The sequence below is a fragment of the Rhodopseudomonas sp. genome (assembly GCF_036404135.1).
Taxonomy (GTDB): Bacteria; Pseudomonadota; Alphaproteobacteria; order Rhizobiales; family Xanthobacteraceae; genus Rhodopseudomonas_A.
In genome coordinates this window covers 1-13,323 of the sequence record NZ_DASWPE010000008.1, presented here as the reverse complement: position 1 = coordinate 13,323, position 13,323 = coordinate 1, and the positions used below count along the sequence as shown (strand labels likewise).

General features: G+C 65.4%; 18 protein-coding genes and 1 pseudogene. 12 read left to right on the top strand and 7 right to left on the bottom strand.

The window, feature by feature from the left end:
• Nucleotides 1–141: pseudogene (locus tag VGC77_RS01115) on the bottom strand (DNA recombination/repair protein RecA); the annotation flags it as partial.
• A 261-nt stretch (nt 142–402) separates the two neighbouring features.
• On the opposite strand from VGC77_RS01115, the gene VGC77_RS01110 reads away from it, so the two are divergent.
• The gene (locus VGC77_RS01110; RefSeq protein ID WP_331169733.1) at nt 403–654 is read left to right on the top strand and encodes a hypothetical protein; all 252 of its coding nucleotides are present in this window, start codon (nt 403–405) and stop codon (nt 652–654) included.
• A gap of 150 nt (nt 655–804) precedes the next feature.
• The gene (locus VGC77_RS01105; protein ID WP_331169732.1) at nt 805–1,131 is read left to right on the top strand and encodes a hypothetical protein; all 327 of its coding nucleotides are present in this window, start codon (nt 805–807) and stop codon (nt 1,129–1,131) included.
• 49 nt (nt 1,132–1,180) lie between these two features.
• Here VGC77_RS01105 and VGC77_RS01100 read toward each other — a convergent pair whose 3' ends face one another.
• The gene (locus tag VGC77_RS01100; RefSeq protein WP_331169731.1) at nt 1,181–1,372 is read right to left on the bottom strand and encodes a hypothetical protein; all 192 of its coding nucleotides are present in this window, start codon (nt 1,370–1,372) and stop codon (nt 1,181–1,183) included.
• A gap of 307 nt (nt 1,373–1,679) precedes the next feature.
• Here VGC77_RS01100 and VGC77_RS01095 point away from each other — a divergent pair, with 307 nt between their 5' ends.
• From VGC77_RS01095 to VGC77_RS01075, 5 genes are all read left to right on the top strand, one after another.
• Nucleotides 1,680–1,916, top strand: a complete 237-nt coding sequence (locus tag VGC77_RS01095; protein ID WP_331169730.1) for a hypothetical protein — start codon at nt 1,680–1,682, stop codon at nt 1,914–1,916.
• Nucleotides 1,917–2,027: 111 nt separating this feature from the next.
• Nucleotides 2,028–2,282, top strand: a complete 255-nt coding sequence (locus tag VGC77_RS01090) for a PilZ domain-containing protein (protein ID WP_331169729.1) — start codon at nt 2,028–2,030, stop codon at nt 2,280–2,282.
• A gap of 134 nt (nt 2,283–2,416) precedes the next feature.
• On the top strand, nt 2,417–2,767 hold the full coding sequence (locus VGC77_RS01085; protein WP_331169728.1) for a hypothetical protein: 351 nt from the start codon (nt 2,417–2,419) through the stop codon (nt 2,765–2,767).
• Nucleotides 2,768–3,190: 423 nt separating this feature from the next.
• Nucleotides 3,191–3,367 (top strand): hypothetical protein, encoded by a 177-nt coding sequence (locus VGC77_RS01080; protein WP_331169727.1) that lies wholly within the window; start codon nt 3,191–3,193, stop codon nt 3,365–3,367.
• Between the two features lie 128 nt (nt 3,368–3,495).
• A complete protein-coding gene (locus tag VGC77_RS01075; protein ID WP_414709592.1) occupies nt 3,496–3,678 on the top strand; it encodes a hypothetical protein in 183 nt (60 codons plus the stop codon).
• A gap of 123 nt (nt 3,679–3,801) precedes the next feature.
• Here the strand turns inward: VGC77_RS01075 and VGC77_RS01070 are convergent, their stop codons facing one another.
• The 3 genes from VGC77_RS01070 to VGC77_RS01060 all read right to left on the bottom strand — a co-directional run bounded on the left by VGC77_RS01070 (nt 3,802) and on the right by VGC77_RS01060 (nt 5,010).
• Nucleotides 3,802–4,077, bottom strand: coding sequence for a hypothetical protein (locus tag VGC77_RS01070; RefSeq protein WP_331169725.1), 276 nt, complete (start codon nt 4,075–4,077; stop codon nt 3,802–3,804).
• Between the two features lie 110 nt (nt 4,078–4,187).
• Entirely contained in the window at nt 4,188–4,466 is a 279-nt protein-coding gene (locus VGC77_RS01065; protein WP_331169734.1) for a hypothetical protein, read from the bottom strand.
• A gap of 319 nt (nt 4,467–4,785) precedes the next feature.
• Complete coding sequence (locus tag VGC77_RS01060) at nt 4,786–5,010, bottom strand: hypothetical protein (RefSeq protein ID WP_331169724.1); 225 nt, start codon at nt 5,008–5,010, stop codon at nt 4,786–4,788.
• A 203-nt stretch (nt 5,011–5,213) separates the two neighbouring features.
• On the opposite strand from VGC77_RS01060, the gene VGC77_RS01055 reads away from it, so the two are divergent.
• Nucleotides 5,214–6,152, top strand: coding sequence for a glutaminase (locus VGC77_RS01055; protein WP_331169723.1), 939 nt, complete (start codon nt 5,214–5,216; stop codon nt 6,150–6,152).
• A 154-nt stretch (nt 6,153–6,306) separates the two neighbouring features.
• On the opposite strand, the gene VGC77_RS01050 is transcribed toward VGC77_RS01055, so the two are convergent.
• Entirely contained in the window at nt 6,307–6,489 is a 183-nt protein-coding gene (locus tag VGC77_RS01050; RefSeq protein ID WP_331169722.1) for a DUF2735 domain-containing protein, read from the bottom strand.
• 484 nt (nt 6,490–6,973) lie between these two features.
• Between VGC77_RS01050 and VGC77_RS01045 the strand changes: the two genes are divergently transcribed.
• The 3 genes from VGC77_RS01045 (at nt 6,974) to VGC77_RS01035 (ending at nt 10,682) form a co-directional block, all read left to right on the top strand.
• Nucleotides 6,974–8,014: a glutamine synthetase beta-grasp domain-containing protein gene (locus VGC77_RS01045; protein ID WP_331169721.1), complete on the top strand. Its 1,041-nt coding sequence runs from the start codon at nt 6,974–6,976 to the stop codon at nt 8,012–8,014.
• Between the two features lie 386 nt (nt 8,015–8,400).
• The gene (locus VGC77_RS01040; protein ID WP_331169720.1) at nt 8,401–10,245 is read left to right on the top strand and encodes a hypothetical protein; all 1,845 of its coding nucleotides are present in this window, start codon (nt 8,401–8,403) and stop codon (nt 10,243–10,245) included.
• A 137-nt stretch (nt 10,246–10,382) separates the two neighbouring features.
• Nucleotides 10,383–10,682, top strand: coding sequence for a hypothetical protein (locus tag VGC77_RS01035; protein ID WP_331169719.1), 300 nt, complete (start codon nt 10,383–10,385; stop codon nt 10,680–10,682).
• Nucleotides 10,683–10,727: 45 nt separating this feature from the next.
• On the opposite strand, the gene VGC77_RS01030 is transcribed toward VGC77_RS01035, so the two are convergent.
• The gene (locus VGC77_RS01030; RefSeq protein WP_331169718.1) at nt 10,728–11,474 is read right to left on the bottom strand and encodes an SET domain-containing protein; all 747 of its coding nucleotides are present in this window, start codon (nt 11,472–11,474) and stop codon (nt 10,728–10,730) included.
• A gap of 236 nt (nt 11,475–11,710) precedes the next feature.
• Here VGC77_RS01030 and VGC77_RS01025 point away from each other — a divergent pair, with 236 nt between their 5' ends.
• Nucleotides 11,711–13,114 carry a carotenoid oxygenase family protein gene (locus VGC77_RS01025; RefSeq protein ID WP_331169717.1) on the top strand — a complete coding sequence of 468 codons (1,404 nt, stop codon included), beginning with the start codon at nt 11,711–11,713 and terminating at the stop codon, nt 13,112–13,114.
• Nucleotides 13,115–13,323: the final 209 nt, after the last annotated feature.

Below are 13,323 nucleotides of genomic sequence, written 5' to 3'. Positions count from 1 at the left end.
CATCGAGCGATCGTTCTTGCCGAGCTTCATCACCGAGCCCTTGCCGAACTGGCGCTCGATCTGCGAGAGCGCGGCGGCCAGCGCCTTGGTCTTGTCCATGGACGATCCTTCGACGATGCGCAGGGCAGTGGGGGCAGCCATATCTTGCTCCTTATGAACGGGATTCGCCGGCGGGACAAACAGTGCAATTGAATTAAACGCTGGATTGCAGCGTACCCTATTTGTTCTCAGTTCGCAATATGTTCTTTGCCTGTGGGTCAGGATTTGTCTCGGCCTGACGAGCCTCCGTCCACTTCTCCTTTTCACAGTCCCTGGTTGAGACCGGCCAAAGGGGGAATCGACTGAACCGACCAAAGAGCGCCTGGATGAAAATCGCTTTCGACCACCAATGGGAATATACAGATGAAGTCGAGTTTTGTTGCCGGCGCAGCCATCGCGCTGATCTCAACGACAGCACAGGCGCAGTATGGCGGCTACGGGACGGGTTCGAACCCGAACAGTCACACCACCTCCGGCTACACCACCAGCTCCGGAACCTACGTTCAGCCGCACAGCTCGACGAACCCCAACAGCACGCAGATGGACAACTATTCGACCCGCGGCAACGTCAATCCCAACACCGGCGCCGTCGGGACCCACACCCCGCGATATTGAAGATCCGGCTCTGAACAGCGCGCGGCCACCGCCGTTGGCGGCCGCGCGGGCCTTGCGCTGCCGGCGTGCGCTTGCTCGCGGCTATGCCCGCCTTGCCCTTGACGCCACGGACCGCCAGATCGATGGTCGGCTCGCACAGCAAGGACGCCGATGCTCACCGCGGATCAATGCGACGGCTATGCCGAGCGAGGCCGGGCGCCGGGGGAGGTCAAGATCCCGCGCGCGCGGCAACGCTCGCTGATGGCGATCGAATGGACGGTGCTGGCCGCACAGATCGAACGCGACTGCAGCATGGCCACCGCTGCAGCATTCGCATCCGGGCTGCGCCGGCCGCCGTCCGAGCCATGGTCATCGGTCACGTGGCGTCCGGCCGATGCTGCGCGCAACCGCGATCGCGCGGCGCGGACCCTGCGCGATCCATCGGCCGTTGACGCCGAGGCCTGGCTTGCGCGCGGATTATTCATTCCGCTGCCATAACCCGCTTTCGAAGCGCCGCGGCTGCGGCGGTGGCGCGGCCTGCGCCGCGTTACGCGCCGAGTTCGGCGCTGAAGCGCTGCAGCCCGTCGGACGCAATCACCTGGCCCTCGGGGGTGACGATCTCGACATCCCAGCAGCCATCGGCCAGCAATTCGGCGGCCTTCTTGGCCGCGGCATCGGCGGTTTCACGATGCAGCGAGACGACGCCGGATGTATCCACGGCTTTGATGTGAAAGGTCATGACGGCTCCAAGCTCGGCGAACGGGCGATATTCCTGCGGCAGTCGCCGGCCGCCGTCAATCGGGATTGTCTTTGACCGGCGCGCCGCAGGGCCGGCGACCGACGCGCCGCCCGCGCCGGCGGCCGCAATCGGCCGTGCTGACGCGGGTTGCCGCGGCGAGCGGCTCAGCCGCGGCACCGCGGCCTCGGGATCGACCGAGGTGTCTGAGTGATTGCTTTGTTGACCCAACCGAATTCTGCTAGCGCCCGGGAGTCATCGCGAGGATCGATCCATGCCACAGGGCAAGCCGCGAGCATCGTTTGACAGTGTGAGCCGTCATTATCCGCTGGCCCGGCTGAAGGCGATCGCCAGCGAGCAGCGCGCCAGCGCTTGCGCCGATCCGGCGCTGCGGCAGGATTGGGAGGAACTGGCGATCGAATGGCACCTGTTGGCCAACCTCGCCGGCAACGCCACCGCGCCGGGCGCGGCGAAGGACACCAGCAAGGTGCTGCATCACATCGAGCGGCTGGCCGAGGCGATGCACGACGTGCTCCGCAACACTTAAAGCGCAGAATGCCGCGGCGTCCGGCGTCGCACCCCTGATCCTCGCGCAAGCCATCACCTCGCGGCGCTGCGCGCCGGGCTGACCGCGCCGGACCACAGCGCAGGAGACGGCATGGACGACAAGCGCCGCAGCAGCCGGCATCGCGTGCTGAAGGCCGGCACCATCGCGTTCGGCGGCGGCGGCATCAGTTGCACGGTGCGCAACCTGTCGGACCGCGGCGCCGCGCTCGATGTCGAAAGCCCGCTCGGCATCCCCGAACAGTTCGAGCTGATGATCGCGGCCGACGCGCTGTCGCGGCGCTGCCACGTGATCTGGCGCACAGAGAAGCGGATCGGCGTCGCCTTCAGCGCGCCCGCCGCGAGCTGATCGCGCCCGTTGCCGGTGTCGCAAAACGCTCCCCGGCGGCGGGCGCCGCCGGATAGCAGAGCCGCGCCAGCAGGCGCTTGCGTTCCCGGTTCCGCTCGGCGAAACTTGTTGCTGTTCGCAACGAGGGGAATGGAATGCGTTTTCCGATCATGATCGTGTTAGTTGCCGCGGCCGTCGGGCTCGCCGGCTGTAATGAGGGCTCCGGTGAAGTCGGACCGAAGGGCGATCCCGGGGTCGCCGGACCGCCCGGCCCCGCCGGCCCGGCCGGCGTCTCCGGCAGCAGCATCCGGACGCTGACCTCCTCGACCTGCTCCGCCGATGGCTGCCCGTTGAGCTGCGACGCCGACGAAACCCTGGTTTCGGCGATCTGCATCGGCGCCACCAGCGCCAAGTTCAGCGACAATCTGCAGCTCGCCAACGGCATCATGACGGCGCGTTGCGGTTCCAGCTCGACCAGCACGATCGCGACCTGCGCCCGCAAGTAACGCCCATCGGCGCCTCGACGGACGATGCGCGAGGCCGCCGCGGGCGGCCTCGCGCATCGCGATCGGCCGGGTCGCGGCGCGGCGACAGCCGCGCTGGTACGATTCCCTGTCTGTACGGTTTTGATCGCCAGCCCCCCGACGCGCGTGCTTTGATCGATGCGCCAGGAGATGCCGGTGTCGGAACCAAGGTCAGATCCCATTCGGACCTGCGCGCGATGCGCCTTGCCGATGGCGTTCGTCGGCCGCTTGCCGGGGATCCGGCACCGTCCCGAGATCACCGTGTTCCGCTGCGTCGCCTGCCGGCTGATCGTGACCGAAGAGAGCTGACGGCGGGCGCCGGCGCCGCTCCAGCTCAAAAACAAATCCGCCGACCTTGATCTAGATCAAAGATGCTCCGCCGCAGGCGGGCAGCTTCCGTCCAGCATGAGTGATCTGCTGTATCGCTGTCCGCGCACCAACCTGAACGTCCAGGCGTGGCTGCATGACGACCCGGCGCCGGAAAAAGCGCGGGATTTCGAGGGGATTACCTGTCCGGCCTGCACGCAGCTGCATTTCATCAATCGCACAACCGGAAAGCTGCTCGGCGAGGACGCCTCATAACCGCCGGCCGGCGTGCCGCGGATCGAACGCCGACCGCCATCCGGTATCTTGGTATGTCGTCCAAGGAGGCATGACTTAGATCAATTCGCCTCGCGAACCCCTGACGTATCCTTTTTCTCATGTGGCACATGATCGAGACCGCCCCATACGATCAGGATCTGGAATTGGCGGTCATCGATGATGACGGGCCGCATGCGCTGGTGTTTCCGTGTCGCCGGCACAAGGAAGGCTGGGCGGAGTCCAAGAGCGGCAAGCACGTCGAGGTCCATCCCACGCATTGGCGGGAGTGGCGGCATCTGGCCTACGACTGATCCCGGCCGGCGACGCAGGCACGCCAGCGACAGCGTTTTCGAGCGACGTGGGTTCGCGTGAAGAAAACGCGCCAAGATAAGAGTCGAGAGCTCCGGTTCTGATTCTGTCAGAACCGCAATAGCTTAGTCGTCGGTCTTCGCCGGATTGGTCCTGATCGCGTCGCCCGTCAGCCCGTCGATCCGGCCCGCCGCGGCGTTACTGGCATTGGCCTTGATCCCGTCGGCCTTGATTCCATCAGCCTTGCTCCCGGTCTTGGCCGCGCTTCGCAGCAACCGCGCCAAGGTGGCCTCTTCTTCGGCCAACAGCCGCAGGATGGTTTGCCGCTTGGTCTCGTCCAGATCGGTTTTCAAAAGCTTCTGATAGTGCTCGATATTCAACCTGGCGACGCTCTTATCCATTCGCAGACCCCGATCGTTGCAGGCCGCAACGTGCTGACGTCGGAATTATCGACGTTGCTCGACCTGCGTCTGTCGACGATCGCGCGGCTGCTGTCAGGAAACGGCGATCGCTAGTTCGCGCTATGACTCGACCGGCTCTTCGCTTTCGCCGGGGCAGTTCGCGGGGCGTCGGCGCTGCGCACATCGCCCCAAGGATCGGACGATACCTTGGCGTCCGGGATCTTCCTCAAGGATTCCTTGTAAGCCTTTTCGGTAATCTTGTCCTGTTCGATTTCCTCCGGCGTCTTGCTCTTCAGTTCCGGAATAAGGTTGACGTTCGGGGTTTGCGCCTGCGCCGGCCCCGCCAGCAACAGCAGCATCGCCGCGGCGCGCCAGGCGCGCGCACCCATGATGCCATTGAGGCGGACGCGCCAGCCCGAGGGCGCGGCGCTGGGCTCTGGTTCCGGATGTCGCATGGTGTCCTCTAGAATTGATCCGACTTGCAGGATTTCGGCGCTTGCAGCCAATCGTCCCAGATCGGGCCGCATTTGGTGCAGCCGTTGAGAACCAGCGCCATCACCACCAAGCCAAGACCAATCACTGAACGCCTGAACAAGAAGCCCCCCGGTTTGACGGCAATCTTAGGACGGCGACCGTGGCGTTTTCAAGCCGCGCCGCGGCAGCCTTCGCGGCGCGGGCCGCGGGCCGCGCCGGCCGATGGCGCCGGCGTCACTTCGACGGCTTGGCCGGCTCGGGGCGCATCTGGCCCCACGGATCGTACTTTTCCTTCGGTTCCGGAATCCGCTCCAGCGCCGCCTTGTAGGCCTTCTCGTCGACCTGCGGTTTCTTCTGCTCCGCCTTGTCGCCGCCATGCGGGCGTTTGCCGCCGGATTGCGCCGCGGCCGGCGCGACCAGCAGCGCCAACGCCGCCAGTGCCGCGATCCAGAGTTTCATCGCATCGTCCTCAACGCCCCCGCGGGACAAGTCAGGCCAGCCCAAGCCATGATAACGCATCCCGGGCCGGCGCGGTCAAGACGCCGCGGCCGCCGCGCGGGCACGGCTCTTGCTTGGGATCGGCGCTATCGACCTGCGACGGGTTGAGCGATCGCCACCCGATGGCGTAGACGAGGCCGGGTCCTCCAGCCGATCGGGCCACCATGAGCGCTGCCGCAGACCTCGACCTTATCGTCCGGGAGATCGCCGCGGAGATCGCTGCGCGCAGCGATCGCGGCACCGTCGCGCACTACATTCCGGAACTCGCCAAGGTCGACCCCGCCGGCTTCGGCCTGGTGGTGATCGACGCCGACGGCCATGTCGCGGCGGCCGGCGACGCCGACACGCCGTTCTCGATCCAGAGCATCTCGAAAGTGTTCACGCTGACGCTGGCGCTCGGCAAGATCGGCGACCGGCTGTGGCAGCGGGTCGGCCGCGAACCCTCCGGCAGCCCGTTCAACTCGATCGTGCAGCTGGAATTCGAGCGCGGCATTCCACGCAACCCGTTCATCAATGCCGGCGCCATCGCGGTGACCGACGTGATCCTGTCCGGCCATCAGCCGCGCGAGGCGCTGGGCGAGATTTTGCGCTTCATGCGGTTTCTCACCCAGGATTCCAGCATTGCGATCGACGAGGCGGTGGCGGCCTCCGAGCAGCGCACCGGCTTTCGCAACGCCGCGCTCGCCAACTACATGAAGTCGTTCGGCGTGCTCGACAACCCGGTCGACTACACGCTCGGCGTCTATTTCCATCATTGTGCGATCGCGATGTCGTGCCGGCAATTGGCCACGGCCGGGCGCTATCTGGCGCATTCCGGGCGCCATCCTTTGACCGGGCATTCGGTGGTGTCGCCGGGCCGGGCGCGGCGCATCAACGCGGTGATGCTGACCTGCGGCCATTACGACGGCTCCGGCGAATTCGCCTATCGGGTGGGGCTGCCCGGCAAGAGCGGGGTCGGCGGCGGCGTGCTGGCGATCGCGCCGGGCAAGGCTTCGATCGCGGCGTGGTCGCCGGGGCTCGACGCCTCGGGCAATTCGCATCTCGGCCGCGTCGCGCTGGAAGCCTTGAGCAAGCGGATGGGCTGGTCGATCTTCGGCGTGTAGCCGACGATCAGTTGAGAAGTCGCGCCACAGCCTCCACTCGGCCGCAACCAACGCAAAACAAAGGGCCGAAACCCGGCTGGTTTCGGCCCTTATCGTGATGATCGCGCGTCGGACGGCGCCGCGCCGCGCGGTGGTGCAGTGCTTGCCAGGGCCATCAGATATCGGCGCCCGGGCTGCTCTCCTGGATCGCCGCGTCGTGATACCAGGCGCCGCCGGTGGCGCGCGGCGGCCGCACCTCGGCCGGAGGCGACGTCGCCGTCCGTGCATTGGCGGCGATCCGCTCGCTGATCGGAAACTGATAGATCTTGGCTGAGCGACGTTCGGTCAACTTTTCCATGCTGTCTCCTTTGCTTTCGTCACGACGTGGATGGTAACAGCTCCTGCACGACAAATGCGCGTTTGCTTCGTATAAAGCAGCTCATTGCGAGCAATATGTGCAGTTGGCACATTTGCATGCCGCAGCGGCACTGGTTCCCGAAGCAACGCGCGCCCAACGTCCGGGTTCGATAGAGAATCCTCCGCCGATCAGATTAACGATCCGTGTTTCGCCGCGGCTTTGCGCGCGCGGCGCGGCCGCGCTGCAAATCCGGCCAATCGCAGATGATTGCTGTCGTTGGCATGCCGCGCGCCAGCACGCATTGCTGCAACGGCCCCACGCGCCCGGCGCCGCCGCGCCGCGGAACTCAGCGCTGCACCGCGGCCGCCGCGACGACTGGCACGGTCCCTGCTTGGAAAGGGCGACTGCCGGCGCCGCCCCGCGGACCGCCGGCACCGCTTCGGGAGCGCCGCCCCACGCATCGTCAACGCAACGAGAGACCCGCATGACAAAGTACAAGCTCGAGTACATCTGGCTCGACGGCTACACGCCCGTCCCCAACCTGCGCGGCAAGACGCAGATCAAGGAGTTCGACAGTTTCCCCGCGCTCGACGACCTGCCGCTGTGGGGTTTCGACGGCTCCTCCACCATGCAGGCGGAAGGCAAGAGCTCGGATTGCGTGCTGAAGCCGGTGCGGGTGTTCCCCGACGGCGCGCGCAACAACGGCGTGCTGGTGATGTGCGAAGTGATGATGCCGGACGGCGTCACCCCGCACGTGTCGAACAAGCGCGCCACCATTCTCGACGACGAAGGCGCCTGGTTCGGCTTCGAGCAGGAATATTTCTTCTACAAGGACGGCCGTCCGCTCGGCTTCCCGGCAGCCGGCTATCCGGCGCCGCAGGGCCCTTACTACACCGGCGTCGGCTACAAGAACGTGGGCTCGGTGGCCCGCCAGATCGTCGAGGAGCATCTCGATCTGTGCCTCGCCGCCGGCATCAATCACGAAGGCATCAACGCCGAAGTGGCGAAGGGGCAGTGGGAATTCCAGATCTTCGGCAAGGGCAGTAAACGCGCCGCCGACGAGATGTGGATGGCGCGCTACCTGCTGCAGCGCCTGACCGAAAAATACGGCATCGACATCGAATATCACTGCAAGCCGCTCGGCGACACCGACTGGAACGGCTCCGGCATGCACGCCAATTTCTCCACCGCCTTCATGCGCGAGACCGGCGGCAAGGCGTATTTCGAACAGCTGATGGAGGCGTTCAAGCACGCGTGCCAGGACCACATCGCGGTGTACGGCCCGGACAACCACATGCGGCTGACCGGCAAGCACGAGACCGCGGCGATCCACGAATTCAGCTACGGCGTCGCCGACCGCGGCGCCTCGATCCGGGTGCCGCATTCCTTCGTCAACAACGGCTACAAGGGCTATCTGGAAGACCGCCGGCCGAACTCGCAAGGCGACCCCTACCAGATCGCCTCGCAGATCCTGAAGACCATCGCCTCGGTGTCGGGCGCGGCAGTGGCTTCAGCGGCCGCCTGATGTTGTTCGTTGCGGCCCGGCGGGTCCGGGCCGCAACGCCTGAATTGAACTCGCGCAACAACGCTGAGCCATCAGCACGCGTCTTGGTTCGGGCACCCGTCTTGGCTCGGGCACCCATCTGGCTCGGGTCAAGGGCCGCAACGGAGGTGTGACGCCGATGTGACATCCACTCGGCCTACCCGGCCGGTACCTGTTCACCGTCAACGCGCGCTTGGCAGCGGTATCGACATCCAGCGGGATCGCCATCAGTTAGTTCGCAGCCCGCCGTGCTATGGCGGACTGATCGAATGATAGTAACGAATTTATTACTCAACCTCAAGTTGACGTGAAGCCGTCCTCGCATTCATATCCCTGCCAAGAAAAATCTTGCAAAGGGAGAATTGAGGATGTGCCAGCCGCGCCGTCTGCATTTGCCGTTGCTTGGCGTTTCGATGGTCGCGATGGCGAGCTTTGCCGTTGCCGGGGCGCACGCCCAGACCCCGCCGATCGTGGTCAGCTCCAACCTTCCCAGCGAACTCAATCCGCCCTTTGCCGCAGGCCCGCCGTCGAGCGGCGGCGCGCCGGCCGCCACGCCGGCGCAGGCCGCGGCGTTTGCCTGGCAGGAATTTATCGCGCTGAACTGGCCGGCCGGCCCGCAGCAGGGCCAGAACAACCAGCGCGAGGCGCCCTCCAGCAGCTGCAAGTTCGGCGATCCCGGTAGCAATTGCAGCCTGCTGGTGTGGGAGACGTTGCGCGGCAAGGTGGAGATCTTCCCCGGCGACGGCAATCCGCCGCCCGGCTACACCGGGTCCACCGCGGCGACGTCGTGGGGCTACGACCAGACCCCGGTCTATAATTACGGCGCGCCGATCCCGGCGTGCGACACCAGCCAGGCCGGCGATGCGACGCCGTGGATCAATCTCGACGAGACCGACGAGATCACGCTGGCCAACATGTATGCCGGCAATGCCGCGACCGCCAGCTCGACCGGCAACAGCGCGCCGACGCTGATCCGGTTTCTCGCCAAGGCCAACCGCACGCAATACGTCTACGTCGCCGGCAACAGCAATCCGAAGAATCCGCTGAAGCAATGGTGGAGTGCGATTCCGTCCGACGTGGTGCAGGCCACCAAGAATTATCTGATGCAAAATCAGGCCAGTCCGCCGCCGGGCAGTTCGACGATGGTGAGCCAGCCCTACGGCACCGTCGAGGCCAAGGCCGGCTGGCGGCCGCTCACCGACAGCGAAAAGGCCTCCGGGCGGTTTCACATGCAGACCGTCCGCTTCTACGAGCAGGGCAGCGGCACGCCGTGCTACCGCGACGACGTCTGGGGCCTGGTGGCGCTGCATATCATCCAGAAGACGCCGTCGGCGCCGTACTTCATCTATGCCACTTTCGAGCAGGCCGACAACATCCTGACCGCCGACGGCAAGGCGGTGGAAGACGCCGACGGCAAGATCGTGCTGCCGCAGACCACGGCGACCACGCCGCAGGTCTGCCTCAACGATCCGCAGCCGCCGAGCACCCCGCCGCCGGCGCAGGAAATCACCAGCCAGCTCGGCCAGGTGATCCTGACCAGCGATCCCGCGAGCTGCCAGCCGCTGACCACGGCGAATTACTGCGGCGCGCCGGGTAAGCAATTGTATTATCGCAACGCGGCGTTCCCGCCGACCAACAACCAGCCGAGCGCCGGCAACATCTGCGTCGACCAGCGCGACAACGCGATTCCGGACTATGTGATCACCGCCAACGCCGCGGCGCATAGCGCGATCACCAGCTATCTGAACAGCAACAGCATTCCGTCGGCACCGTGGTTGGCCTACAAGCTGATCAACGTGCAGTACTATCCCTACGACAAGATCCCCAACCCGAACACCCCGAACGCGTCGCCCTATACGGCGCAGCCGCCGTTCACGGCGACCAATCCAGCGCCGTCGAGCTACTACCAGGCCAACATCGTGGTCGAGACCAACCGCTCGCTGCAGCTGTTCGCGGGCGGGCTGTCGCCGAACATCGCGACCGAATGGAATGCCGACGGCACGCCGCACAAGAACACCTATTACGGCGGCGGCTTTCACAATATGGGCGGCTGCATGGGATGCCACGGCAGCCAGGGCCAGAACCCCGGCGGCCAGGCCGGCGATTTCAGCGTGATCCTGGCGCGCGGCGCGGTGACCTTGCCGGAAGTGCCGGCGACGGAATCCGGCCCCGCACTGAGCGCCACTCACCGCAACCGGAAGCTCAGCCGCTAGCGCATGATCCCGAAACCTGACGCCGGTTTTCGCAAGCGATCATGCTCATTGAAAAGCCGAAGCGGGATGACGAATCGCAGCAACGTCGCCCGCTCCGGTCCCCACCGTTTTTTCAAGCCGACAGGAAAGGCCATCCCATGACCCAGCAACAGCAATTCAATCACGCATTTTTTGCCGATCTCGCCTGCCCCACCAGCGTCACCTGGACCAACGACATCCAGAAGCTGTTCACCGCGACCGACGTCTCGCATATGAAGCAGGTCACCAACAACCAGCTCGACCTCAGCAACTACAATTCGGTGAAGATCTGGGCGCACAAGATCTACAGCGAGGTCGCGACCGGCGCGATGCCGCCGGCCGGCTCCGGCGAACAGCCATGGCCGAAGTCGCAGGTGGACACCTTCGGCTGCTGGATTCAGCAAGGCTGCCCACAATAGCAGGCGGCCCGCGGCGCGCCGGCCTCAGCGGCGGCGCGCCACGCCCTACGCGGCGTTCGCCGTCGCCGTGGAGCGCGCGGACTTGGTCGTTGCGGGTTTAGCTTTCGCGGGCCTGGTGTGCGCAGACTTGGACTTTGCAGACTTGGCCTTCGCAGATTTGGCAGCGCTCTTGGCTTTCGCGGTCACGGCCTTCGCCGCGGCGGGTTTGGTCTTGGCGGCCTTGCCGCGGCCGTTCGCGGCCCTGGTCTGCACAGCCTTGCCATTCGCAGCCTTGCCGCTGGCGGGCTTGGCCTTGAGCTTGTCGGCCTGCTTGTCTGCCTTCTTCTGCTGCTTGGCCTTCAGCCGCGCTTTTTCAGCCTTGGCTTCGGCGGCCTTCTTCTTGCGCTTCTTTTCGCAGGCGTCGCATTTGCAGCCGATCGGCTTCAGATACTCCTTGAAGTAATCGGTGCCGTAGTCGTAGTTGATCTCCTCGCCGGGCGCGATGTTCTTGATGGCGCGGATCACGATCTTCTTCTTGCGCGGATTGACGTCGGACTCCGCGTTCGGCTTGCAGGCGTGGTTGATGTAGCGCGCGATGTTCTTGCGTACCGAGCCGTCGATGGTCCAGCGCTTGTTGAGCTGGAACAGATATTTGTTCTCGATGGCGTCGTGCTTCTTCTTGTTGCAGTCGAGCAGCGGGCCGAAATAGCGGATGATCTTGGTGCCCTTCTTGATCGGCCTTGTAGCGAACAGGCCGAGGCCGGTCTTGGAGCGGCCGATGCGATAGGGCTTGGAAGCGGGAATGGCAGGCATGATCGAAGGGCACTGACGCTGGAGAAGGGACGAAGCCGCTGTTTTAGTGCGATTCCACAGCCGATGGCAGTCTTTTATGGCGATTGCGCGATCCTTCCCCAGCTTGCCGGCGCCCGGGCGCGGCGCCGCGGCCTACCGGCGGCGCGGCAAACGCCGCCGCGGTTCTCGCGGCTTGACCGGAACCCGCGCCCTGCTAGCCTATTGAGACAGGGGCAGATGAATTGAGGGAGTGCGCGATGCCGCTCGCCGAGGCGATGATCCCTGTGCGCGACAATCTCGCGCCGATCTTTGTCGAATACGACCACAGCGATCTCGTGGTCGAAGGCGAACTGCCGCGCGAGCTGAACGGCACGCTGTATCGCAACGGCGCCAATCCGCAATTTCCCAGCAAGGACGCGCACTGGTTCTTCGGCGACGGCATGCTGCACGCCTTCCGGCTGGAAAACGGCCGCGCCTGTTATCGCAACCGTTGGGTCCGCACCCCGAAATTTCTCGCCGAGCACGACGCCGGCCGCGCGCTGTTCGGCGGCTTCAACCGCAAGCTCCCCGGCGTCGCGAAGTCAGTGACCAGCGACGGCGGCGTCGCCAATACCAACGTGCTGTATCACGCCGGCAAATTGCTGGCGCTGGAGGAAGGCCATCCGCCGACCGAGATCGAGCGCGACAGCCTGGCGACCCTCGGCTATTGCGACTATGGCGGCGCCATCAACGGCCCCTTCACCGCGCATCCGAAGATCGATCCGGTCACCGGCGAGATGCTGTTCTTCGGCTACAACGCCACCGGGCTATTGACCGCGGGAATGTCGGTCGGATCGATCGACGCCGCCGGAAAGGTGACGCGGTTCGACCGCTTCAAGTCACCCTACGCCGCGATGGTGCACGACTTCGTCGTCACCGAGCGGCACATCCTGTTTCCGATCCTGCCGCTCACCGGCAGCCTGTGGCGGGCGATGCGCGGCAAGCCGCCCTATGCCTGGGAGCCCGGCAAGGGCAGCTTCGTCGGCGTGATGAAGCGCGACGGCAAGACCCGCGACATCGTCTGGTTTCGCAGCGAGGCCTGCTTTGTGTTCCACGTGATGAACGCCTGGGAGGACGGCGACCGCATCTTCGCCAACGTGATGCAGTCCGAACAGGTGCCGCTGTTCACCGATCCCGACGGCAGGCCGACCGACCCGGAAAAATCCCGCGCCAGACTCTGCCGCTGGAGCTTCGACCTCTCCGGCAACACCGACCGCTTCACCCGCCGCTATCTCGACGACATCAGCGGCGAATTCCCGCGCATCGACGAGCGCCGCGCCGGGCTGCGCAGCAGCCACGGCTGGTACGCCTGCGCCAATCCCGAGCTGCCGCTCGGCTTGTCGCTGTCCGGGCTGGTCCATGTCGACGGCGACGGCGCGCGGCTTGGCCGCTACATGCTGCCGGTCGGCGACAGCGTCTCGGAGCCGGTGTTCGTACCGCGCAGCCGCGACGCCGCCGAGGGCGACGGCTGGCTGCTGGTGGTGATCTTTCGCGGCCGTGAGAACCGCAGCGATCTGGCGGTGTTCAACGCCACCGATATCGACCAAGGCCCGATCGCGCTGGTCAAGCTCGGCCACCGCGTGCCGGACGGCTTTCACGGCAATTGGGTGCCGGCGGAGTAGCGCGCTGTCGCAAGTGAGGGGACGCGTGCCCCGGCCGCAGCGCAACGCGCCGCTGTCGGGCAGCGCCTCTCCACGGGTCGTCCCTGCGCACGCACTAAGGCATGCACACATCTTGGGTGCGACGGATTGACTCGGGTGTTGCTGGGGGGATTCCAGAATCGGGAATTCGTGTGATCTGTCTTGCGACACTTCGATTTTGACGGGGGTGT